22 protein-coding genes are annotated in these 23322 nt (G+C 65.7%); 14 read left to right on the forward strand and 8 right to left on the reverse strand.

What is annotated here, in order from left to right:
- Positions 1–11: 11 nt before the first annotated feature.
- From EWM63_RS25045 to EWM63_RS25065, 5 genes are read left to right on the forward strand one after another with little or no spacing between them, the layout of a single operon-like run.
- Positions 12–698 carry a TetR/AcrR family transcriptional regulator gene (locus EWM63_RS25045; protein ID WP_130188952.1) on the forward strand — a complete coding sequence of 229 codons (687 nt, stop codon included), beginning with the start codon at positions 12–14 and terminating at the stop codon, positions 696–698.
- A 10-nt stretch (positions 699–708) separates the two neighbouring features.
- A complete protein-coding gene (locus EWM63_RS25050) occupies positions 709–1656 on the forward strand; it encodes a sugar phosphate isomerase/epimerase family protein (protein WP_229487499.1) in 948 nt (315 codons plus the stop codon).
- A gap of 9 nt (positions 1657–1665) precedes the next feature.
- Entirely contained in the window at positions 1666–2661 is a 996-nt protein-coding gene (locus EWM63_RS25055) for a sugar phosphate isomerase/epimerase family protein (protein WP_130188953.1), read from the forward strand.
- A 12-nt stretch (positions 2662–2673) separates the two neighbouring features.
- On the forward strand, positions 2674–3885 hold the full coding sequence (locus tag EWM63_RS25060; RefSeq protein WP_130188954.1) for an MFS transporter: 1212 nt from the start codon (positions 2674–2676) through the stop codon (positions 3883–3885).
- A gap of 2 nt (positions 3886–3887) precedes the next feature.
- On the forward strand, positions 3888–4661 hold the full coding sequence (locus EWM63_RS25065; RefSeq protein ID WP_130190606.1) for a sugar phosphate isomerase/epimerase family protein: 774 nt from the start codon (positions 3888–3890) through the stop codon (positions 4659–4661).
- Positions 4662–4831: 170 nt separating this feature from the next.
- On the opposite strand, the gene arsN2 is transcribed toward EWM63_RS25065, so the two are convergent.
- Positions 4832–5269, reverse strand: a complete 438-nt coding sequence (gene arsN2, locus EWM63_RS25070) for an arsenic resistance N-acetyltransferase ArsN2 (RefSeq protein ID WP_165390915.1) — start codon at positions 5267–5269, stop codon at positions 4832–4834.
- Positions 5270–5788: 519 nt separating this feature from the next.
- Here arsN2 and EWM63_RS25075 point away from each other — a divergent pair.
- Entirely contained in the window at positions 5789–6436 is a 648-nt protein-coding gene (locus EWM63_RS25075) for a TetR/AcrR family transcriptional regulator (RefSeq protein ID WP_130188956.1), read from the forward strand.
- Positions 6437–6615: 179 nt separating this feature from the next.
- Positions 6616–7548: a TIM barrel protein gene (locus EWM63_RS25080; RefSeq protein WP_130188957.1), complete on the forward strand. Its 933-nt coding sequence runs from the start codon at positions 6616–6618 to the stop codon at positions 7546–7548.
- Between the two features lie 121 nt (positions 7549–7669).
- On the opposite strand, the gene EWM63_RS25085 is transcribed toward EWM63_RS25080, so the two are convergent.
- On the reverse strand, positions 7670–9151 hold the full coding sequence (locus tag EWM63_RS25085; RefSeq protein WP_130188958.1) for an MFS transporter: 1482 nt from the start codon (positions 9149–9151) through the stop codon (positions 7670–7672).
- Between the two features lie 46 nt (positions 9152–9197).
- The gene (locus EWM63_RS25090) at positions 9198–10106 is read right to left on the reverse strand and encodes a LysR family transcriptional regulator (RefSeq protein WP_130188959.1); all 909 of its coding nucleotides are present in this window, start codon (positions 10104–10106) and stop codon (positions 9198–9200) included.
- A 233-nt stretch (positions 10107–10339) separates the two neighbouring features.
- On the opposite strand from EWM63_RS25090, the gene EWM63_RS25095 reads away from it, so the two are divergent.
- The 4 genes from EWM63_RS25095 (at position 10340) to EWM63_RS25110 (ending at position 15663) form a co-directional block, all read left to right on the forward strand.
- Positions 10340–11554: an MFS transporter gene (locus EWM63_RS25095; RefSeq protein ID WP_165390916.1), complete on the forward strand. Its 1215-nt coding sequence runs from the start codon at positions 10340–10342 to the stop codon at positions 11552–11554.
- A 135-nt stretch (positions 11555–11689) separates the two neighbouring features.
- The gene (locus EWM63_RS25100) at positions 11690–12679 is read left to right on the forward strand and encodes a sugar phosphate isomerase/epimerase family protein (RefSeq protein ID WP_130188961.1); all 990 of its coding nucleotides are present in this window, start codon (positions 11690–11692) and stop codon (positions 12677–12679) included.
- 30 nt (positions 12680–12709) lie between these two features.
- Complete coding sequence (locus EWM63_RS25105) at positions 12710–13102, forward strand: C-glycoside deglycosidase beta subunit domain-containing protein (RefSeq protein WP_130188962.1); 393 nt, start codon at positions 12710–12712, stop codon at positions 13100–13102.
- Positions 13103–13434: 332 nt separating this feature from the next.
- Positions 13435–15663, forward strand: coding sequence for a TonB-dependent receptor (locus EWM63_RS25110; protein ID WP_130188963.1), 2229 nt, complete (start codon positions 13435–13437; stop codon positions 15661–15663).
- 148 nt (positions 15664–15811) lie between these two features.
- On the opposite strand, the gene EWM63_RS25115 is transcribed toward EWM63_RS25110, so the two are convergent.
- Positions 15812–16003 carry a hypothetical protein gene (locus EWM63_RS25115; protein ID WP_130188964.1) on the reverse strand — a complete coding sequence of 64 codons (192 nt, stop codon included), beginning with the start codon at positions 16001–16003 and terminating at the stop codon, positions 15812–15814.
- The gene (locus EWM63_RS25120; RefSeq protein ID WP_130188965.1) at positions 15990–16508 is read right to left on the reverse strand and encodes a hypothetical protein; all 519 of its coding nucleotides are present in this window, start codon (positions 16506–16508) and stop codon (positions 15990–15992) included. The genes EWM63_RS25115 and EWM63_RS25120 overlap by 14 nt, the downstream gene beginning before the upstream one ends.
- A 229-nt stretch (positions 16509–16737) precedes the next feature.
- On the opposite strand from EWM63_RS25120, the gene EWM63_RS25125 reads away from it, so the two are divergent.
- Positions 16738–18888 (forward strand): TonB-dependent siderophore receptor, encoded by a 2151-nt coding sequence (locus EWM63_RS25125; RefSeq protein ID WP_130188966.1) that lies wholly within the window; start codon positions 16738–16740, stop codon positions 18886–18888.
- Between the two features lie 74 nt (positions 18889–18962).
- On the opposite strand, the gene EWM63_RS25130 is transcribed toward EWM63_RS25125, so the two are convergent.
- Both EWM63_RS25130 and EWM63_RS25135 read right to left on the reverse strand, forming a co-directional pair.
- Positions 18963–20291: an NAD(P)/FAD-dependent oxidoreductase gene (locus EWM63_RS25130; protein ID WP_165390917.1), complete on the reverse strand. Its 1329-nt coding sequence runs from the start codon at positions 20289–20291 to the stop codon at positions 18963–18965.
- 34 nt (positions 20292–20325) lie between these two features.
- The gene (locus tag EWM63_RS25135; RefSeq protein ID WP_130188968.1) at positions 20326–20718 is read right to left on the reverse strand and encodes an HAD family hydrolase; all 393 of its coding nucleotides are present in this window, start codon (positions 20716–20718) and stop codon (positions 20326–20328) included.
- Positions 20719–20816: 98 nt separating this feature from the next.
- On the opposite strand from EWM63_RS25135, the gene EWM63_RS25140 reads away from it, so the two are divergent.
- Positions 20817–21821: a LysR family transcriptional regulator gene (locus EWM63_RS25140; protein WP_130188969.1), complete on the forward strand. Its 1005-nt coding sequence runs from the start codon at positions 20817–20819 to the stop codon at positions 21819–21821.
- A 44-nt stretch (positions 21822–21865) separates the two neighbouring features.
- On the opposite strand, the gene EWM63_RS25145 is transcribed toward EWM63_RS25140, so the two are convergent.
- Positions 21866–22759, reverse strand: coding sequence for a LysR family transcriptional regulator (locus EWM63_RS25145; RefSeq protein ID WP_130188970.1), 894 nt, complete (start codon positions 22757–22759; stop codon positions 21866–21868).
- A 91-nt stretch (positions 22760–22850) separates the two neighbouring features.
- On the opposite strand from EWM63_RS25145, the gene EWM63_RS25150 reads away from it, so the two are divergent.
- The gene (locus tag EWM63_RS25150; RefSeq protein ID WP_130188971.1) at positions 22851–23282 is read left to right on the forward strand and encodes a PACE efflux transporter; all 432 of its coding nucleotides are present in this window, start codon (positions 22851–22853) and stop codon (positions 23280–23282) included.
- Positions 23283–23322: the final 40 nt, after the last annotated feature.

A 23322-nucleotide genomic window follows, 5' to 3' on the forward strand; every position in this document is an offset into this window, starting at 1 on the left:
GGGAAAATTCCATGCATGCCATCGACCCCCACGTGCGTCCGACAAAACAGGACCGCAGCCAGCGTTCGTTCGAGCGCATCGTCGAAGCCACCATCGGGCTGCTGCGCGAGCGGTCCTATGAAGACATCAGGCTGGCGGAAATCTGCGAGCGGTCCGGCGTGTCCACCGGCGCGCTGTATGGGCGGGTCGGCGGCAAGGACGACCTGCTGCGTGCCGTGCAGGTGCGCTTCCTCGCGGAGCTGGCGTTGCGCTTCGAGGCCCACGCCGTGCGCATTGCACGCGGCTCGCATGGCCTGGCCGATACCGTGCCGGCCGTGGTGGGTGCGCTGGGCAACCTGCTCGACGAGAACGCCGGCGTGCTGCGTGCGTTCATGCGCGCCAGCGCGACGGATCCGGCGATCGAGGAAGTGGGCAAGCGGTCGGCGCAGCAGAATCATGCGCGTTTTTCCGCGCTGCTGATGCGGCACGTGGACGAGATCCGCCACCCGCAGCCCGAACGCGCCGTCGCCAGCGGCATGCTGCTGGTGTATTCCGCGCAGGCGCGCTCGCTGGGGCTGGACAACGTCAGCGGCCAGCTCGGCGCAGCGGAGTGGCAGGCGCTGTTGCGGGACCTGAGCGACATGATGCTGGCCTACCTGACGTTCGGCCAGGCTTCGACACACCAGATTTATAACCAACATTCCAATTCCAATGATTGAAAGGCGGGAGATGACGACCGATAAAAAACTGCGCTGGGCCTACATGGACCACTGGCGCATCGATACACCGCAGGGCCAGCTGTCGCAATACACGTCCGTGAAGCGCTTCGACGCCTTCCTGAAGCAGATCTCGGCGATCGGCTTCGAAGCGATCGAAACGTTCGATTTCCACCTGGGTCCGCTGCGCGAGCTGTTCGGCTCGCTGGAGGAGGCCCGCGCCTTCATGCAGGAGCGTGGCATCGACCGCGTACTGAGCCTGTTCCATGCGGTGATGTACGACGAGCGCCAGAGCGCGCCGCACGTGCGCGCCACGCACGACCACATCTTCAATTACGCGCAGCACATCATGCGTTCCTCGCAGGGCCTGGGCGTCGAGAACTTCATCGTGATGCCGGCCGGCCTGTACTACGACGTGGAACCGGTCACCGACGACAAGCTGCGTGCCTGCGCCGAGCTGTGGAACCGGGTCGGCAAGATGACGCTGGAGTATGGCGTCAAGACGTGCTGCCACCACGAGTTCTTCTGCGGCATCCGCTCCGCCGAGCAGCTGCGCAAGTTCTACGAATGGACCGATCCCCGCTACGTGTTCCTGTGCCTGGACACGGCGCAGCACGTGATCGCCGGCGTCGACCCCATCGACCTGTACCTGAAGCTCCACGACCGCTGCGGCGGCTTCCACATGAAGGACACGAAGCATGTGGACCTGGCGGGCGACTACCGCCGCAAGCCCGATGCCGAAGTGATGGCGCCGACCACGCCGCGCTGGTTCCACGAGATGGGCACGCCGGGCGGCCTGGTGGACTTCCCTGCGCTGATGGCGGCGATGAAGGAATGCGGCTACGAGGGCTGGGTCGGCGTCGAGCACGACAAGGCCGATGTCGGCGGCGGCAACTACCCCGAAAGCACGGCACTGTCGGCCTGGTATATCCAGCACGTGCTGAAGAAAATCTACGCGTGAGGTGACGGCATGAACGACAAAGGCATGAATCAGCGGATCAAATGGGCATATGGCGTCAACCAGTGGAAGGCCGGCTTCACCAGCTTCGCGCGGCTCGAGGAAATCGAACGGGCTCTGAAGGTGACTGCCGCCTGCGGCTTCGATGCGGTGGAACTGAACGCCGGCAGCGGGCGCTGGGATCCCATCGGGCGACCGGAAAACGTCGCCATCAACTACGGCTCCGCGGCGCACTTCCGCCTGAAGCTGGCGGAACTGGGGATCCACCGCGTGGCCAGCACGTTCTTCGATCCCACCGTGATGAGCTTTGAAGAACTGCACTTCGGCCTGATGAGCACCGTGCCCGCCGACCGTGCCCGCATCGTGGCGCAGGCGCGCATCCATGCGGCGATGCTGGCCGAGCTGGGCGGCGAAGTGCTGGTGGTACGGCCATTCCCGTCGTTCTGGAAGGAGGGCGGGCTCGATGACGAACGCATGGCCGCCGCCGCGGCGTGCTGGAACGAGGTCGGCGCCATGGCCGCGTCGCTTGGCCTGAAGACGGCGCTGCACGTGGATGCGCTGTCCGCGCTGCGCACGGTGGGTGAATTCGAACGCCTGCTGCAGCTGTGCGACAGCGACCATGTCGGCCTGGCGATCGACACCGCGGAGCTGACCATCGCCGGGCACGACGTGGTGGCGCTGTACCGCCGCTTCCACCAGCGCGTGGTGCACTTCCATTTCAAGGATGCGCTGGCGGTCGACACGCTGGGCGAGTATCGCCTGGCGAACGCCGAGCGGGCGATGATCGCGGCGGGCGGCGAGCGCGAGGTGCCGCGCTGGTTCGGCGAGATGGGCACGGGCCTGGTCGACTTCCCCGCGCTGCTGGCGGCGATGCGTGAACTGGGCTACGCCGGCTGGGTCGTCGTCGAAAGCGACAAGGGACCGGAGCCGATCGCGTCCGGCATGATGCTCAACGCCTGGTACCGGCAGAACGTGCTGGAGCCGGTGCCCGCCCACGCGCAGCGCTGACCCGGAGCCGCCATGCACCCGCACCAGACCACCCACGCGGCCGGCGCCGCCGCCGGCAGTGCAGCGTCGTCGCGCCAGGCCGGCACGGCGCAGGGCATCGCGCTGATGGCGATCATGGCCATGCCGACATTGGCGCTGGCCGCGCTCGTGCCGGGCCTGCCGCAGCTGTTCCAGCAGTTTTCCGCGGTGCCGAACGTCCAGTTGCTGGTGCCGATGATCATCACGGTCCCGTCGCTGTGCGTGGCCCTGTTCTCGGGGTTCATGGGCGCCATCGCCGACCGCTGGGGGCGGCGCCGGCTGCTGCTGGTGTCGCTGTTCGCCTTTGCGTTGCTGGGCCTTGCGCCGATGCTGTTCGACAGCCTGCTGCTGATCGTCGCCAGCCGGGTCATCGTGGGCCTGGCCGAAGCGGCCATCCTCACGGTGGGCAACGCGCTGATGGGCGACTACTTCGAAGGCGAGCAGCGGCAGAAGTGGCTGGGCTACCAGAACATGTTCGCGCCGCTGATCGGCTCGGCCATCCTGCTGTCCGGGGGCTTCCTGGCCGGCATGCACTGGCGCTACCCGTTCCTGCTGTACCTGAGCGGCTTCGCCGTGTTCGCGCTGGCGTTCTTCGTGTGCGCCGAGCCCCGCAGGGCGGCGCCCGGTGCGGCGCGTCCGGCCGCAACGCCGTTTCCCTGGCGCGTGTCGCTGCTGGTGTGCGGTGTGACGATCCTGTTCGCGCTGGTGTTCTTCGTGCAGGCCGTGCAGCACGGGCGCATCTTCGCCGACATGGGCGTGGCATCACCGGAACGTATCAGCGTGCTGGCGACCGTCGCCAGCCTCGGCACCGTGCTGGGCGGCTACCTGTTCAAGCGCTTCGCCGGCATGTCGGTCACGATGTGGATGGCCGTCGTGCTGGTGTTCTATGCCGTCAGCTACCTCGGCGTGGCGTGGGCGCCAAACCTGTTCACCGGCCTGCCGCTCGATGCGCTGGGCCAGGTGGGCGGTGGGCTCATGCTGCCCGTGCTCGTCACGTGGGCGCTGCATCACTACGGTTTCGAACACCGCGGCCGCGGCATGGGGCTGTGGGGCGGGGCGTTCTTCCTGGGCCAGTTCCTCAGCCCGCCGTTGCTGACGCTGATCGGCGGCTTCGGCTTCACTTTCCTCGGCAGCGTGGCCGTGGTGGGCGCGCTCTGCGCCGCCGCCGCGCTGGCCATCACTGTCACTCACCTGAAAGCAAAATGACCATGCAACTTGCAGCCTGTATCGAATGGATGTTTGCCGACGCCGGCACCGACCTGGCGGCGCGCATCCGCGCCGCCGGCGCGGCGGGCGTGAAGTCCGTGGAATGCCACCTGTGGCGCGACAAGCCGCTTGATGCGATCGAGGCGGCCCTGCGCGAGTCCGGCGTCCGCCTGCGCAGTTTCTGCGTCGACCCGCGCCGCAGCCTGGCCGATCCGGCCGACCACGACGCCGTGCTGGCGGCCATAGCGGACGCCATTCCCATCGCCCGGCGCTTCGATGGCGCGGCGATGATCGTCGCCTCCGGCTTTACGCGCGCCGGTGTGCCGGAACAGGACCAGTTCGACGCGGTGGTCGCGGTACTCAAGCGCGCCGCGGCACTGGCCGAACAGTCGGGCACGATGCTGTGGCTCGAACCCGTGTACATGGTCGTCGGCGGACAGCGCATGTTCGTCGACACGATCGGCCGCGGCCTCGATATCGTCGCGGCCGTCGACAGCCCGGCACTGCGCCTGCTGGCCGACGTCTACCACTCCGCGCAGACGGACGAGGCGCTCGGTCCCGCGATCAAGGGTCGCATCGCATTGGTGGGCCACGTGCAGGTCGCCGATACGGACGGCCGCCACGAGCCGGGAACGGGATCGATCGACTGGACGCAGGTGATGTCGGCCCTGCGCGAGGAAGGCTATCGCGGCGAGATCGGGCTGGAGTATTTTCCCACGCTGCCCGATGCCGCTTCGCTCGACGCGGCGCGCAAGGCGCTGGGGCTGGCCGGCTGACGCATGGGGTCAGGCAATCAAAACCGGTGACAGGCGCCGCGCAGGGCTGCCCCATATTCCCGCAACGTTGCCTGCATAGTGGAGCCTGCTATTGTTTCTGCCTGACATACGACCACCCGAAGTCTGCTTTCGCCCCGAAGCAGGCTTCCATCCAGGACGTGTGCGAAGTGCTATGGCAAGCCCAGCCGGGCGATCATCAACGTAGCTGAAGCAGGGCAAGCGCCCTGGAGTTGGTGGGATGCGTGCAGCGCGGCAGGTGCACAACAGCGTTCTACTGAGGAGAAACCATGCTGCGAAAAGAAGTCCGCGGCCGCTGTAGTGAGCAGGTACAGACGATCGATGCCGTGGCTGCGTGCTCGCGCTTTGATGGCATCCAGCAGCTGCTTGCCTAAGCCCTGTCCGCGCATTCGTTCAGTCACCGCCAAAGACCGTAACAACGCTACGTCGCCGTAACGTTCGTACCTACCCACGCAACACGTCGCGCCTCCGGTTTCGCCGACAAGAAAGTCCTCAAGGTGATCGCGGGCGCCGTCAAGTGGCAGACTGGATGCCAGCAGCAGCGACTCGATCACCGGCCAGTCTTCCGTGACGGCGGATCGATACGTCAACAGATACTCCACTTTACCCCGCTGTTATTCGTTGAATTGGGCTTCAGGCGCATTGACAGACACTTCCTGCGACGGATGCGAGAACCAATCACCGCTTCAATCCACAGCACAAAGCGGCCGGTCGTAATAGTTCAGTGTATAAGCTTTGCTGCTGTCCGGGCAAGCCCAGTCTGTCAGATCGAACGCCGCTCTGTAGCTGACTCTATGGTTTGTATCCAACCTGGTCGTTTTGTGGCCGACTTATTGCTCGTCCACGATTGCCGTTGACTTGGCGGCGTTTGATGCGATCGACGGCGGCAGCGCCCAGGTGTCCGACACCAGCGGCGCGGCCGTCATCAGTATGTCGAGTTAACAGAACGCCATCGGGGCCAATTACCGGCCCTGGCCCCGTTGCCGATTGCCGCCGTTTCGATTGCCTGCCCGGCACACCGCAGGTCAGGGCGCTACTTCATAACCGGAGTTCTGGTTATAATCCCTCTCTGCTTCGCTTCCTCTCAACATTCATCTCCCGCGAGTCCCATGCCGCCCATCAGTGCCCATGCCCGCGTGCCCAAGCAGGGCCGCAGCCGCGAATCCTTCGAGCGTATCATCGTCGCCACCATTGAACTGCTGGGCGAGCGCGCGTACGACCAGATCACGCTGGCCGAGATCTGCCAGCGTTCCGGCGTGTCGACCGGGTCGCTGTATGGCCGGGTCGACGGCAAGGACGAACTGCTGCGCGTGGTGCAGGTGCGTTTCCTGGAAAACCTCGCCGAACAGTTCACCGCCGAAGCGGACCGCATCGCCGCCGAGGCGAGCGGACTCGCGCAGGTCGTGCCGGCCGTGGTGGCGGGTCTCGGCAACCTGCTGAAGGAACACGCCAGCGTGCTGCGTTCGTTCATGCTGCGCGGCTCGACCGATCCCGTGATCGGCGCGGCGGGCAAGAGAGCGGCGCTGGACAACCATGCGAAGTTCATCCGCCTGATCCAGGCGTGCCGCGACGAGATCCGCCATCCCCACCCGGACCGCGCCGTCGATACCGGCATGCTGCTCATCTACGCGACGCAGGCCCGCTTCCTGGGCCTGGACAGCATTGGCCGACTGGACGAGGCGGGCAGCTGGAACCAGCTGCTCGACGACCTGTCCGACATGATGCTGGCATTCTTGTTGTTCAAGCCGAAGCGGTAAAAACGTTCACCCGCTAGCCGCCTGGCTTTCGCAGATTTGTCAGCGAAATATAAGTAGAATTCTAATTATAATCAGTGTGCGAAACCGCAATCGCGTGCCGCATCGACCGGAGAGCATCGCGTTCGCTGTGGGACCGCGATGGCGGTTCCGAATGTTCAGCAACCTGGAGAAGTCGTCACATGAAATCCGTCAGTTCCCACCGCAGGCAATTCTTGGCGCTACTGGCGGCGTCCAGTGCGGCCACGCTCCTTCCGACAGGACCGGCCCACGCTTACCCGTCCTTTCCGCCACTGCGCGGCAGGCTGCGCCAGGGCCTGACACCGCACCTGTTCAATGCCGATCTCGAAGACACGTGCAGGATGGCCGTCGCGCTCGGGATCAAAGGCCTGGATTTCGTCAGTAATCCCGCCGACTGGCCACTGCTGAAGAAGCATGGACTGACAATGACGATGCTGCGGGTGGATCATGGCGGCGGACTGTCCCGTCTCGGGAGAGCGCCCGCAGGCCCTCCCGGCTGGAATGCGATCGGCACGCCGGACCAGGGCGGGGTATTCGAGGCGGCGCTGCGCGACCGGATCGATGCCGCTGCCATGCACGGCATCCCGAACATCATCCTGACCTGCGGCGAGCGTGGCGCCATCGGTCATGAAGAAGGCAAGCGCAATGCGCTGGCCTTCCTTCGCCGGGTCAGCGCACACGCGGAACAACGTGGCGTCACGTTGGCGATCGAGAATATCAATTCGGGCCACAGCGGCGGCCCGCCTGTCTCACCCGGCAGCATGTTCGACCACTTGTCCTGGGGACTGGATGTGGTCAGCAAGGTCAATTCGCGAAGCGTGAAGTTGCTGGTCGACCTCTACCATGCCCAGCTCATGGACGGCAACATCACGAACTTCCTGCGTGCCAACATGCAGTGGATCGGCCATTTCCATACGGGCGGCGTGCCCGGGCGAAACGAGATCGACGAGACACAGGAACTGAATTATCGACACGTCGCGCGTGTCATCGCCGAGCAGGGTTTCACCGGTTTCGTCAGCCACGAATGGATGCCTTCGGCAAGCGCGGACAAATTGACGGTCCTGCGGAAAAGCATCGAGATCATCGACGTCTGAGCTTCTTCGATCCGCCGGGCATGTCGATGCAGGGCGGGGCTGCCGGTCGATCGCATGTCCCCGGCGATGCGGCCATTGTCGTCCACAGGCACCTGAGGCTGACACTTGCCTCGCAAGAAGCTCAATGCCCGCGTGATGCCGGCCGCTGTCCCGTGGCCGGCATCACGCGGGCAAGACGCACCGTGAAATACAGCGCGGCCGCCAGCAGCGCCCACAGCAACGGCGCGGCGTACAGGTAGGCATCGGCATACCCTGCAGCCTTGCCGCCCGCGGTGGCTGCGTGGAAGAATACCCATCCCGTCAGCGCCACGCCCACCGCGCCGGCGATCTGCTGCACGGCGGTGAACAGGCCGGCGGCCACGCCGGCGTCGGCGATCGGCACATCCTGCAAGGTCGCGTTCGACAGCTGCGGCCCACACAGGCCCATGCCCAGCCCCATGCCGAACTGCGCCAGCAGCAGCGCCGGATAGACCAGCTGCCCACCATGCACCGACCACGCCGCCAGCAGCAGGCTCGCACACGACACGCCGATCCCGATCATCATCACCCGCACGCCGAGGCGGCGGAACAGCCACGGGCCAAGCAGCACGATGGCCCCCATCGCGCCGGCGGCGATCGGCGCGCACGCATAGGCCATCTCGGCGGCACCCAGTCCCAGGCCGGACTGCAGCACGAACGTCATGGCCAGCAGGTGGCCGGGCAGGATCGGGTTGATGCACAAGGTGCACAGCAAGCCCAGTGCCACCTTGCGGCGCTTCAGCAGGGCCGGGTCGACGAGGGCATTGCCGCGCGTGGCCTGGCGCCAGCGCAGGTAGCGTACCGTGCCCCAGGCCAGCGGCACGGTGGCGACCAGCAGCGCGACCAGGCCAACCGGCCAGCCGCGCGCGGGGCCTTCGATCAGCGGTGCCAGCAGGGCGAACAGCACGAGCACGGACAATGCGGCGCCAGCCGCGTCGATGCGGCTGGCGTTCACGCCGCGACCGGGCGGTAGCAACAGCCAGCCGGCGGCGAGGCTGAACAGGCCGATCGGCAGGTTGATGAGGAAGGTGAGCCGCCAGCCCAGGCCGAACCAGTTCGCATCGATCAGCAGGCCACCGACGATCGGGCCCAGCGCGGCGGAAAAGCCGCCGAGAAAGCCGAACACCGTATACACCTTGTAGCGCTGTTCGGGCGGGTACATGACCTGCACTAGCGCCATCACCTGCGGCACCATCAGCGCCGCGCTGGCGCCCTGCAGCAGCCGGGCAACCTGCAGGGCCAGCGCATCGGGCGCCAGGCCGCAGGCCACCGACGTCAAGGTAAACAGTGCGATCCCGGCCAGGAACATGCGCCGGTAGCCAAGGCTGTCGCCGAGCCGCCCGCCGACGATCAGCAACACCGCGAACGCCATCGCATAACCGGCGATGATCCATTCCAGCGCCGCCTTGCTGGCGCCCATGCCCGACTCGATCGACGGGATGGCGACATTGATGATGGTGGTGTCGAGCAGGTCCATCACGAAGGCAAGGGCCACGGCCACGAGGGCCAGCGTGCGGCGGCGCGGGGTAAAGGAGGCTGCCGCGGCAAAAGCGCTGCCCTCCGCGGCGATAACGGTATCGGTCATTGCAGGTTTCCAGGTTGTCGGCGCCCACCGGGCGCCGCGGGTTTTTCTAGACGGTCGCGGCGACCTCGATGATCCGTTCACGGATCCAGCGGATCGCCGGGTCGTTGTTGCGGTGCTTGTGCCATTGCAGCATCTGCACCAGGCGCGGGATGCGCGGTGGCGGTTCCCACACGCGGATCGGCAGCGTTTGCTGCGCCTGCAGCGCGATGCGCCGGTGCACGGTGGCGATGCGGTCCGTGCCGACCACCAGCGAGGGCAGGGCGGTCAGCGTCGGCGCGGTGACTTCGACGCGGCGTTTCACATCGAAGCTTTCCATGAACCAGCCATCGAAGCTGGCCAGCGGCTTGCCGGTCGTGAAGGCGGCCGCCACGTGGCCGCAGGCCAGGTAATCGTCGAAGGTCAGGCGTTCGCGCACCCGGCTGTTGCCTTCCCACGTCACGCACAGGTAGTCGTCCTCGAACAGTGCGGCCGATGGATGTTCCTTCGACAGGTATTGCGACGGGATCACGAGGAAATCGGCGTCGCCCTTCTCCAGAAGGTCGGCCGGCTTGTCGTGCTGGTGGCGCAGGTGCAGCCGCAGGCCCGGCGCCTCGCGGTACAGGGCGGCCAGTAGCGGCGGCACCAGCACGGCCGTGGTGTAGTCGGACACGAGCAGGATCACGTCGCGCGCTTCGCTGGCCGGGTCGAACCGGGGCTGCGCGGCGATCGTGGTATCGATGCGCATCAGCACCTCGCGCACCGGCTCGACCAGGTCGCGCGCCCGCGGTGTCAGCATCATCTGGCGGCCGGCCGCGACCAGCAGTTCGTCGTTGAAATAGGCGCGCAGCCGGGCCAGCGCGCTGCTGGTGGCGGACTGGCTGAGAAAGACCTTCTCGGCCGCGTGCGTGATGTTGCGCTCGGTGAGCAGGGCATTGAGGATCACCAGCAGGTTCAGGTCGAGCTTGTTGAAACGCATTGCATCTCCAGTGCGCGAACGGGTGGAAAAAGTGCTCCGAATATAGCGACAAACGGGCCGGTGGCCCGGCCGGGTGGCTATTCAAGTTTTGGATATCTGCTATCCATACAATCCGGTAGCGTGGATAAACTTTTTGATGGGAAAAGCCAGGATTAAGCGATATCATAATTCGAATTCTGATTTTTAACCAGTTCGAACGGCCGCAGAGCCGTACACCAACGATGGAGACGAAGATGCAGAACAACGGTCCTCAAGCAGTCCGCCAGGCCGACTGGCGCCAGGGATGGATCCTGGTGTTTTCGGGCTTCCTGCCCGTGATGGCGATCATCGCCCTGGCGCCCACGCTGCCCACGCTGCTGGCCCATTTCCACGATGTGCCGAACGCAAAGCTGATGGTGCCGCTGCTGATCACGGCCCCCAGCGCCTGCATCGCGCTGTTCGCGCCGGCGGCCGGCATGATTGCCGACCGGTTCGGGCGCCGCAAGCTGCTGTTGTGGGCCATGGCCTTCTACGGCTGCGGCGGCCTGATGCCCTTCTTCATCGATAACTTCTGGGCGGTGGTGGCGGGGCGCTTCGTGATCGGCATCGGCGAAGCCGGCGTGCTCACCGTCGTCAACACGCTGCTCGCCGACTACTTCGATGAACAGGCGCGGCACCGCTGGCTGATGATCCAGGGCGTGGTCGGCTCCATGCTCGGCACGCTGACGATCGCCTCTTCCGGCTTCCTTGCCGCGCAGGGCTGGCAGTTCCCGTTCCTCGTGTATGGCGTGGCGATCCCGATCTTCCTGGCCAGCCTCGCTTACCTGTACGAGCCAGCGCCGCGCGCGAAAAGCGCAGGCCGGGCGGCGGGCAGCCCGCCCGCCACGCCCTTCCCGTACATGGTCGCCTTGCTGGTGTGCGGCGTCACGGTGGTGCTGTCGACGATCTACTACGTGCAGGTCATCAATTTCTCGCTGCTGCTCAAGGAAATGGGCATCGGCGATCCGAAGTCGATCGGCTTGTGGATGGCCATTCCCAGCATCGGCGTGCCGATCGGCGCCGTGGTGTTCAAGCTGACGACGCGCTTTGGCGCCGGCGCGCAGATCTTCCTGGTCTTCCTGTGCTATGCGATCGGGCTGGGCGGCATCGGCCTCGCGCCCGACTACAAGGTGGCACTGGCCTTCGCCTTCGTGCAGCAGCTGGCCAACGGCATCATCGTGCCGGCGCTGATCGCCTGGACGCAGGGCAAATTCTCGTTCGAGCACCGCGGCCAGGGCATGGGCCTGTGGGCCAGTTCGTTCTTCGTCGCCCAGTTCCTGTCGCCGGCGGCTGTCAACGCGATGCGCGGCATGGTCGGCGACCTGCAGGCGGCATTCCTCGCCTTCGGCATCATCGCCGGGATCTGCGCGATCGGCGCCTGCCTGCTGCGGCTGCGGCGCCCGCCGGCGGTGTCCGGCGCGTTCTCCTAGCGCGACCCTCTACGGGCGTCCGGCACCCGCTGCATGGTGCCGCGCCGCGGCGGCGGAACGCCCGGTTTTCCACACGAATCACATGGCCCGACCCGGCCAGGGACTCCTGCAACCCAAATTCTGAAAAGGACCACCATGACCACACCCCACGACATCAAGCGCGGCGTCTCGCTGTACAGCTACCAGTACGAAACCTTCCTGCGCAGGATGACGCTGGACGATTGCATCGCCCATGCCGCCAGCCTGGGCGCGCGCGGCATCGAAGTCGTCAGCGAACAGTCGTTCACCGGCTTCCCCGACGTGCCCCAGGCGCAGATCGACGGCTGGTTCGACTCGCTCGAACGCCACGGCGCCTATGCGCAATGCCACGACATGTTCCTGGACGTGAAGCTCTACAAGGACCGCAAGCTGAACTTCGAAGAAATGGTCACGTCGCTCAAGCGCGACCTGCGTTTCGCGAAGCGGCTCGGCTGCCGCAACGTGCGCGTGATCGTCAACACGCCGCCGGAAGTGGTAGTGGCCTGCGTGCCGCTGGCGGAGGAACTCGACGTGCGCATGGGCATCGAGGTGCATTCGCCGTTCCACTTCGACCACCCGTGGATCCTGCGCTACACGGAACTGACGCGCGCCACGGGGTCGGACCATGTGGGCTACGTGCCCGACATGGGCATGTACACGAAGAACTACCCGCCCGTCTTCCGCGACCGCTTCCTGCGCCTGGGCGCCACGCCGAAGATCGTCGAGTACATCCTCGAGGCACATGCCGCGCGCGTGCTGGCCGACTACGTGCTGATGGACGTGCGCAAGCTGGGCGGCAATGCCGTGGACCTGCAGATGGCCGAGACGCTGCGCCACAACATCTGGAGCAATCCGCGCCGCATGCTCGAATTCATGCCGTGGATCTTCAACATCCACGCCAAGTTCTACGAGATCGACGACAGCGGCCGCGAGCCGGCCATCCCCTACGAGGAAATCATTCCCGTGCTGATCGAGGGCGGCTACCAGGGCCACCTGTCGAGCGAGTACGAAGGCCAGCGCCACATCGAGGATGCGTTCGAGGTGGATGGCCGGGAGCAGGTGCGGCGGCAACAGGACATGTTCAAGCGCCTGCTCGGCGAAGCCTGACCATCACAGAAAGCATTCAAGGAGAATCCCATGTACGACCAGCACATCATCTATCCCGGCAGCGTGCGCAATACCGACGACGGCGCCGGCTGGCAGTTCGGCGCGCGCCTGCCGTATTACCGCGGCCAGATCCTCTCGGCCGTCGAGGACATCGCCATCACCGTCGACGGCGAAAAGATCGCGCGCGAGCAGGTGCGCTTCACGGTTCGCGGCCGCACCTTCACGCTCGACGAACTGGAAACGGAATACGTGGAACGCTGGGAATTCGGCGAAGTGGCCCAGGTATCGGTGCTGCGGCCGGGCGGGCTGCCGGCCGGCGAGCACCAGGTGACGGCGGCGGTCCAGCTGCGCATCTCGTACCTGCCGTGGAGCCCGGTCACCAGCTGCACTACCGGCGCCACGATCGCGCCCGCGCACGCCTGATCGCCACGATCCGCCAGGCGGCTATTGCCGCCTGATCGAACGTCGGGGCGGCCCGGATGGCGCCGTGATCGGCGGCCCTGGCAGCGCATCACTTTCAGATCCAGACACGTTTGACGCGCCTTCGCGCGGACGTGGAAACCCCTGCCTGGCACGTGGCCATGCGGGGCTTCGCACGCCCGTGCCGGCGGCGCCGGTATTCACCGGATCGATGCCAGTCATCCAAACAATCAGGCCGGATGGGGCATCGAAACGGGCAGTCCAGCAACTATCATTTTTCGCACAACACAACACCCGACAGCGGGTCACGACCCGCCGATGACCAGGAGACGAAAATGAAACACCCCAAGCTCAGCTCGATCACCCATGCGCTTTGCGCCGCGGGTTGCCTGTCCTTCGCGACAGGCGCCGCCGCCCAGGCCGGTGACGCCAGCCAGGAAGCAAAGCCGGACCGTGGCGGCATCGCCGAAGTGATCATCACGGCGCAGAAGGTGGCACAGCCGGCGAGCAAGACGCCGCTGGCGCTGTCCGTCATATCGGGCGACGACTTGAAGAACGCCGGCACGAACGACCCGCGCGCGCTGGCCGAAGCGCTGCCGAACGTGGAAATCGCCCAGGAGAGCGGCATGCTGCAGGTATCGATCCGCGGCGTGACGAGCCTGGACATGACGGAGAAGGGCGACCCGTCGGCGGCATTCCATGTCGACGGCGCCTACATCCCCCGCTACGAGGCGCAGGCCGCGGCCTTCTTCGACCTGGACCGCATCGAAGTGCTGCGCGGCCCGCAAGGCACGCTGTACGGCCGCAACGCCACCGCCGGCGCGATCAACCTGATCACGAACAAGCCCACGCGCAAGCTGGAAGGCAAGGTCGGCGTCGAGCTGGGCAACTACCGCACGCGGCGCGTCGATGCGATGCTGAACGTGCCGATCGGCGACAACTGGGCGATGCGCGCGGCGATCAACACCAACAAGCACGAAACGTACTACAACGCGGGCCCGAACACGATCGAGCTGGAAAGCCAGGACGACAAGTCCGCGCGCCTGCACCTGCTGGGCACTTTCGGCAAGGACACCAGTCTGCTGCTGACGGCGGAACAGAACAGGATCGGCGGCGGCGCCTCGTCGCCGGTGCCGATCACGAACTTCTTCGACGGTGAACTGATCGGCAAGCTGGGCTTCACGCCGGCCGGCCGCGGCAACCATATCAAGGATCCCGTCTACGTCGACCGCGGCAAGGGCGTGCAGCGCACGGCGTTCTGGGAATTCAAGCAGGATGCCGGTTCCCACCGCGACAACGAGGCCACGTCGCTGCGCGGCGAGTTCAAGACACGCGTGGCCGACATCGACGTCACGTACCAGCTGGCGAAGATGCGGCTGACGCTGGACCAGCTGAACAACGGGGTCTACTTCGGCTTCCCGTTCACCACGCTGAACGTGGGCGACAGCGACGCGGTCTCGCACGAGTTCCGCCTCAATTCCACGGGCACCGGGCCGCTGCGCTGGGTGGCCGGCGTGTACAAGTTCGACGAGGACATCTTCCGCCGCGCCGCCTACACGACCTACGTCACGGCACCCTTCGGCCAGTTCAACATCGTGCTGCCGTTCCTGGCCACGCTGAACAACAAGTCGACGGCGGCGTTCGGGCAAGCCACCTATGCGGTGCGCGACGATACCCGGCTGATCGTCGGCGTGCGCCGCACCCGTGACCGCAAGTCCGGTTACGATCCGCTCAGTGGCGAAGCCGCGGTGCCGCCGGCAACGGAGAGTTCGAAGGCGTATTCGGAAGACGTACGCTTCAACAACACCAGCTGGAAGCTCGGCATCGATCACGACCTGCGGCCGAACGTGATGGTGTATGGCAGCATCTCGACAGGCTACAAGGCGGGCGGCTTCAACGCCGAACGGGACACGGGCGTGTACCGGCCGGAGACCCTGAAGGCCTACGAGGCCGGCATCAAGGGCCGCTTCCTGGACAACCGCCTGCAACTGTCCGCCAACGTCTTTCATTACGCCTATGAAGACCAGCAGCTGACGACGACGACCTGCCGTACCAACGATCCCGCATCGTGTCATTCGTTCACGGCGAACGCGGCCAACTCGGAAGTCGACGGCGCCGAGTTCGAAGGCAAGCTGCGCGTGTTCGAGGACGGCACGCTGAGCACGAGCGTGGCGTTCACCGATGCAAAGTACAAGAGCTACCATCCGACCGCCACGATCGATTTCTCCGGGCAGAAGCTGGACCGCGCTCCCACGTCGACGATCAGCCTGGGCTACACGCATCATTTCACGCTGGGCAATGGCGGCGAGATCACGGCCACCGCCAACACGCGGCACTCGACGTCGTATTACATCAGCGACCCGGTCGAAGGCATCCGCTACCGCCAGCCGTCGTACTGGAAATCCGATGCCTCGATCGGCTATGCCGACCCGGACGGCAAGTGGAACGTGCAATTGTTCGTCAAGAACATCGAGGATACGGTGAAGATCGAAAGCCGCGTGCCGGGTTCGTTCTTCCTGAACGATCCGCGCACGTACGGGGTGCGGGCGGCGTATAACTTCTAAGGGTCGGTACTGCTCGACATCGTGCCTGCCGGCTCACGGCAGGATTCGTTCGACATCGGTTCGGGCATCCGGCGAGGCGCGGGAATGGGGGGAAGCCTGAGGGACTTCGGGCATGGCATGAAGGGTGGCAGCGCCGTCTGGCGCCAAGTCACTCCTGTTCGAGGACCAGCCCTGACCAGGAGCGCAGCAATTCGTACACGGCGTGAAAGCTCATGTGCTCACCAGGCTGCCCGGCAATCCGGTGCGGGTCGCCGGTCACGATCTGCAGCGGCGCATGTCGCTCAGAGTCCGAAGCAGAATGGTGCTGCACCAAAATGACCACCGTGTCACTTGCTGTCAACTTGTTTTCGCTTGGCCAGTATTTCCTCACCCCTTGCCGTCCGCTCCGGTACACCCTCCGAGAACGTGACTTCCGCCGTGTCATCCGGATAGAGATGGATGCCAACATAGCGGATGTGTGGCGGGATCTGTCCGGGTGCGATGACCAATGCATTCTTCATGTTCACCGTTTCACCGTTGCGGGGCATGCCTCTCGGACCGTCGAGCCGCCAGCTCAGGGTCTGGGCGCCGAAGGGGATGCGGACGCCAACAATTGTCCCGGTAGCGCCGTAATTATTCATGACCCCGAGGTCCTCGCCGTTGAAGAAGATGTCAAAGACAGGGCGGTCGATGTACGAAAACATTTCCGCATTCAATACGATATGCTCGCGCGGCTTTCCTTCTCCCTGGTTGCAAGCCGCCAGCGGCATCAGGAACCCCAAACCGAGAAACTTGAGCATGCCGCGCCTGTCTTGCAGGCCCGATCCGTTTTTTTCACTACCTGTTACGTGATTCCAGTTCTTCACCTGTACACCTTCATTTGATCGGCTATCGCATGCCACATGTCACAGGGGATGTTATCGCAACGCGCCTGCGCGAAAGCCGGAAATGATACCAAATTTGTTACGCCAGTCGTGATCACCGTCGGGTGCCAGCCGAGCAGGCCGAAGGTTGAGGCTATTGACAGTTATGCATCAGAAAAAATAGAATGAGAATTATTCTCATTTAAAATGCATCGCCATCTAACCGCCGACAATGACAACCACACTCCATCGCACGCACATCGCCCAGTCCATCTTCCTTTTCCTGGCCGCCGCGAGCGCCGCTCGGGCATCGGGCCAGGATGCAACGACGTCCCAGGACGCCACCATGCCGGTGGTGACCGTGACGGGCGCGGCGGCCGATGACACGGGCTACCTGGCGAAGCGCTCCAGCACCGCCACGAAGATGGACATCCCGCTGCTGGAAACGCCACAGTCGGTCACCATCGTCACGGCCGACCAGATCCGCGACCAGGCCTCGCCGAACCTGCAGGAAGTGCTGCGCTACGCCGCCGGCGTGCGCAACGAGCTGTATGGCGTGGACAACCGCGGCGATTATGTCTCGCTGCGCGGCAGTTCGGATCTGACGACGCTGCTCGACGGCCTGCGCCTGCCGTTATCGGGCAGCTGGGGCATCGTGCGCACGGAGCCCTACGCCTACGACCGCATCGAAGTGCTGCGCGGGCCATCGTCGATCATCGCCGGCGAAAACGACCCGGGTGGCGTCGTCAATCTCGTTTCCAAGCGCCCGCAGGCGGAGCGGGCGCATGAAGCGGGCATCCGGCTCGGCAACGACAACCTGCGGGAACTGCATGGCGACTTCACCGGGCCGCTGACCGCGGACGGATCGCTGCTGTATCGCCTTGTCGTCGTCGGCAAGGACAGCGACACGCAGATCCGCCATGCGGATGAAAAGCGCGAGCTGTTCGCGCCATCGCTGACCTGGAAGCCCAATGCCACCGACAGCGTCACGGTGTATGCCGAGTACCAGCATGACCGCAGCAAGAACACCAATGCCTTCCTCGGCCTGGAAGGCACGCTGTATGCCGCGCCGAATGGCCCGATTCCCACCGACCTGTTCATCGGTGAACCGGCCTGGGACCGTTATGGCGGCACGCGAAAGCGCGCCGGCTACGCGCTGGACGTCGCGCTCGGGCCGGACTGGCAACTGCGGCACAACCTGCGCCACGACCGGGTGACGGGCCTGATGAAATCGATGTATGCGGCGTGGTGGGACGGTTTCGTCGACGCCACGGGCGCCAGCGACCCGACCGGCCAATACATGAACCGCATCGCCTACGTCAATCGCGACAGCACGCGCACGACGTCCGGCGACCTGACGCTGCAGGGCAAGGTGCGCACGGGCGCCGTGCGCCACACGCTGATGGTCGGGATCGACGGCACGGCCCACGATGCCGCCGGCCAGTCGTCCGAACTGGCGGCCTCACCGCTCAACGTCTATGCGCCGGTGTATGGCGTGGACCCCGATCCGGGCGAGATCGACGCGCCGTGGAGCGAAACGCGCATCCGCCGCATCGGCGTGCTGGCGCAGGACCAGATGAAGTTCAACGATGCGCTCAGCGTGCGCGTGGGCGCGCGGCGCGATCGGGTGCGCAACAGCACCGTCGGCGGCGATGTCAAGAAGGATGCCGCCACCAGCATCAACGTCGGTGTCGTCTACCAGGCCAGGCCGGGTCTCGCGCCTTACGCGAGCTATTCCGAATCGTTCGTGCCCGTATCCGGCACCGATGCGGCGGGGCGGTCGTTCAAGCCGAAACGCGGCGAGCAATATGAGGCCGGCGTGAAATGGGAACCGGTGGGCCTGCCGGTGCAGGCCACGGCATCGGTGTACACGCTGAAGGAAAAAAACCGGCTGGCGAACGATCCGGCCAACCCGAACTTCAGCATCCAGCTCGGCGAAGCCCGCGTGAAGGGGATCGAGGCGGAAGTGAAGGCCGATGTCGCCGCGTGGAACCTGCTGGCCAGCTATTCGTACACGCGTGCCCGCGCCAGCGCCGGTTCGTATGGCGGCGACCTCGATGCCAGCTGGCAGATCGAGGGCATTCCCGAACATGGCGGTTCCGTGTGGGCCATCCATGATTTCGGCCGCATGGGCATCGCCGGGCTGAAAGCGGGTGGCGGCCTGCGCTATGTGGGCCGCAACGGCGACGGCACCGGCAAGGTGACTGTGCCGTCGGTCACGCTGGGCGACTTGATGGTGTCGTACGACATGCGGGCATGGCGTTTTGCCCTGAACGTGAACAACCTCGCGGACAAGGACTACATCGCCACGTGCCTGTCCCGCGGCGACTGCTGGTTCGGGCAGCGCCGCAAGGTCGTGCTGTCGGCCGACTATCGCTGGTAATCACTGGCGGGACCGCGGCGTCGGCGTGACGCCGCGGTCCCGCTGTTCGCTCTCAGCGCCCGCCGGTCCGACGTTCAGTGCCACTTGACCGGCATCAGCCACTTCGACCGCACCCAGCGCACCACCATCTGGGCGCACATCCGCACGGGGCCGAGATTGGCCATCACATAGCGCTCGTAGGCCACCAGGTACAGCGCCTTGGCGACCATGCCCTGCACGTTCACGTGGCGGTCGCCAATGACCTGGCGCAGCATGCCCACGGCGCCATAGCGCCCGAGCGACACGAGTGTGCCATGGTCGCGGTAGCGGAATGCCGGCGCCGATCGCTGCGGGCGCGCCAGCAGGTGGTACAGGAAGTCCGCCTGCTGCCTTGCCGCCTGCGCGCTTGGCGGCACCATCGCCGTGGCGCTGGCCACCTGCATCGCGGAGCAGTCGCCCATCGCATGGATGTGCGGGTCGTCGATGGCGCGCAACTGCGCGTCCACGAGCACCTGCTTGCTGCGGTTCAGGGCGATGCCGAGCCGCGTGTTGATGGACGGACCCTGCACGCCGGCGGCCCAGACCGCGATGGCGGCCGGATACACTTCGCCGTCGGCTGTGATCACATGTTCGGCGGTGACTTCGGCCACCGCCGTGTCGGTGCGGATATCGATGCCCAGGCCGCGCAGCTTGGCGGCGGCAATGTCGGACAGCGCCGGCGCGAGCGAGGGCAGCAGCCGCGGCCCGCGCTCGATGATCGTGATGCGCACCTGGCATGCCGAATCCAGTTCGTTGAGCCGGTAGCGCACCAGCGTATCGACCGTGTGGCGCAGGTCCGCCGCCAGTTCCACCCCCGTGGGGCCGGCGCCGACGATGACGATGTTGACCAATGGGGCGGCAGGCGCGGCAGGTGCCGCGGACGGCAGCGTCGCGCCGTTGCTGTTCAGGCGCTGGCGCGCCCCGGCGGCGGCGCACAGGCGCAGGAAGCGCCGGCGGAACGCTTCGGCCTGTTCCACGCCATCCAGCGACAGGCAGTGGTCGGCGGCGCCGGGAACGCCGAAGAAATTGGTGACGGACCCGAACGAGAGCACCAGCCGGTCGTAGCGCAGCGTGGTTTCCTGGCCCATGGCGTGGGGCAGGCGGGCGCGGATCGTCAGCGCGCGCGCCGCGCGGTCGACGTCGACCACCTCGCCGCACATGAATTCGAAATGATTGTCGATCGCCTGGCGGGCATGGTCGACATGGTAGTGGTCGGGATCGATGGTGCCGGCTGCAACGGAGTGCAGCAGGGGCTTCCAGAAGTGTGTTGGTGCGCTGTCCACGAGGACGATGCGCGCCTTGTTGCGGCGGCCGAGTTCACGGCCAAGGCGGGTCGCCAGTTCCAGACCCGCCACGCCGCCGCCGGCAATGACGATGGTTTGCATTCGATTTCTCCATGATGTTGAAAAGCGCTGCTGGTCAGAACCGGGCGTTGCCACCCTCCGTGACGCGGATGTTCTCGCGACGTGCCGCGTTCGTGGCCGGCTGCGAGGTCGACACGACGAGCGCGTCGCCGGCATTCACGCCGAGCACCTGGAGCACGGTGGAATAGGGCGACTTGTGGCCGCGGGCCGCGAAGTCCGCATCCGTCAGCACCACGGAAAACAGGTGGTGGGCCGCATCGCCGAAGCGTTCGCGCAGGCGCATGTCCGCCTGGCTGTGGGGCAGGTCGCTCACCACCGCGCAATGGCAGCCGCCATCGATCGCCTTGTCGAGCAGCCGTTGCGCCTCGATGTCCGAGCGCATCGGGAACATGCCCCGGCTGGGTACCTTGAACGTGGATAGATCGAAAATCACCGCTTGTGCCGTCATGCGTCCTCCTGGATGGATGTGTTGCGAAGGTTTCACTATACGGGCGGGTCGGATAAAATAAAAATAAGATATTTCCGGATTGTTATAAGGGATTGCTGATGTATCCAGCCAGTTTCAAGCAGTTGCAGGCCCTCGTGCAGGTGGCCCGCCACCAGAGCGTGTCGCGCGCGGCCGAAGCGATGCACGTCACGCAGCCCGCCGTCTCCATGCACCTGCGGATGCTCGAGGAATCGGCGGGCCTGCCGCTCACGCGCAAGCAGGGGCGCAATATCCAGATGACGGCAGCGGGCGAACTGCTGGTCGGCTATGCGCAGAAGATCCTGGCCGTGTGGGAAGAGGCGGGGAACGAGATCGCCGCGCTGAAGGGCGTCACCAGCGGCACGCTGCGCATCGGCGCCGTGATGACGGCCGAACACCTGCTGCCGGCGATGCTGGTGCGCTTCACGGGTGGCCACCCCGGCGTGCACATCAAGCTGCGCGTCGGCTCGCGCCCCGAGGTGATCGGCATGCTGAGCCGCGACGAGATCGACCTGGCGATCATGGGCACGCCGCCGCGCGAATTCCCCACCAGCGCAAGCCGGTTCGCCCGCCACCCCATGGCATTCTTCGTGGCGCCCACGCATGCGCTGGCCGGCAAGGCCGTGGCGCCGGCGGACCTGATCGGCCACAACCTGCTGGTGCGCGAGCCCGGCTCCGGCACCCGGTCGGCGATCGAGCACCTGTACCGCGAAGCCAATGCGCCGCTGTCGATCGGTTCGGAATTGTCCAGCAACGAGGCGATCAAGCGCATGACGGCCGCGGGCCTGGGCGTGGCCTTCCTGTCGGTGCATGCCTGCACGCTGGAAGTGCGCAACCGCCTGCTCGAAGTCCTGCCCGTGCCGGGCACGCCCGTGCTGGCCGACTGGCACGTGATGCACAAGGCCGACCACCCGATCCCCACCGTGGCCGCCTCGTTCCAGGAATTCATGGTCGAACATGGCCAGCAGGTCATCACCGGCGAACTCGAAGGCGGCCCCGCGCCGCGTGATCACGGAGACGGCGAGGCGGGGGAGGGCGAGCCGGCTCCTGGCCGGGCGCCATCACGCCGTGGGGGGCGACCGTAAGCGCGGCGACCGCGTCGTTGCCTTGCTCGAGCCCGCACGCCGCGTCAGCGGCCTGTTTCGCGGTAAGCGGCGAACACCTGACCCATGAAGTCGACCACCGCCCTGATGCGCGCGCTGGTGCGCAGGGAGGCGTGCATCGACAGCCAGATTTCCTGGTCCAGTTCGGGGATGTGGGGAATCGCGGCCACCAGGTCTTGCTGGTCGCCGGCAAGGAACGTGGCGAGCACGCCCAGGCCGGCGCCATGGGACACGCCATCGAGGATGCCGAGCCCGTAGCTGCACCGCATCCATGGGGCCGGCGCGCCGGGCAGTGCCCGCAGCCACCGGTCGGACTGGAACTCCGCGCGGGGTTCGTCGAAGCCCACGAACGGCACGCGCGCCCAATCCCCGCTGGACAGCGCGGCCGCATGGCGCTCTGCCACGTCCCGGCTGCAGTACAGCCCGAAGGACAGGGTGCCGAGGCAGCGCGTGACGAGGTCGAGCTGTTCCGGACGGTAAGGCCGGAGTGCGATATCGGCTTCGCGCCGCGCCAGGCTGTAGGGCCGGTGCGATGTCACGATTTCCACTTCGACGTTCGGATAGGCGTCGTGGAAGCGCGCGAACCGGGTGGTGAGAAAGTAGGAAAGCCACTCGTCGGTGTTGATCCGCACCACGCCGGACGCGGCATGGGCATCCTGGCGATCGCGCGTGCGCTCGACTTCCAGGGCGATCTCGCCCATCTGGCTGGCCAGGGCAACCATGTCGGCGCCGAACGCCGTCGGCAGGCAGCCGGCCTGGAAACGTTCGACGAGTTTTTGCCCGACCGCTTCCTCCAGGTCGTCGAGCCGGCGCGACAGCGTTGCCGGGCTCATGCCTGCTTTCTTGCTGGCCCTGCGCAGCGTGCCTTCCTGCACGATGAGCAGCAGCAGCCGCAGGTCATCCCAGTTCAGGTGTTTCATATTTGAAGCGTGATGCCCCGTATTCGTCTATATGCATACATTTTATTCCTATGCGATCATACTTTGTTCAGTCTGCAAGGAGAAAAATCAAATGCGTACATTCGGCGACCGCGTACGGCACGCGCTCCTGTTCGAGGCCGTGGCCCTGGCCATCTTCATCCCGGGATCGGCGGCGGTGTTCGACAAGCCGGTCGAGAGCATGGGCGTGATCGGCGTCGCGTCGGCAACCATCGCCACGCTGTGGAATTTCATCTTCAACATGGGGTTCGACCGTTCCCTGCGCGCGCTGCGGGGCACCGTCCACAAGACCATGGCGATCCGCGTCGTGCACACGCTCCTGTTCGAGGCGGGGCTCGTGATCATGCTCATCCCGATGATCGCCTGGTACCTGGGCATCGGCATTTGGGCGGCGCTGGTGATGGACCTGGCGATCGTGATCTTCTACCTGGTGTACGGCTTCCTGTTCAATCTCGCCTACGACCGGATCTTTCCCATTGCGGCCACGGCGGCACGTCCGGCATGACGCCTGGCCTGCAGCGGCAGCCACCGCCGGCTGCCCGGTC

This window comes from Pseudoduganella lutea (assembly GCF_004209755.1).
GTDB classification, from domain to species: Bacteria; Pseudomonadota; Gammaproteobacteria; order Burkholderiales; family Burkholderiaceae_D; genus Rugamonas; species Rugamonas lutea.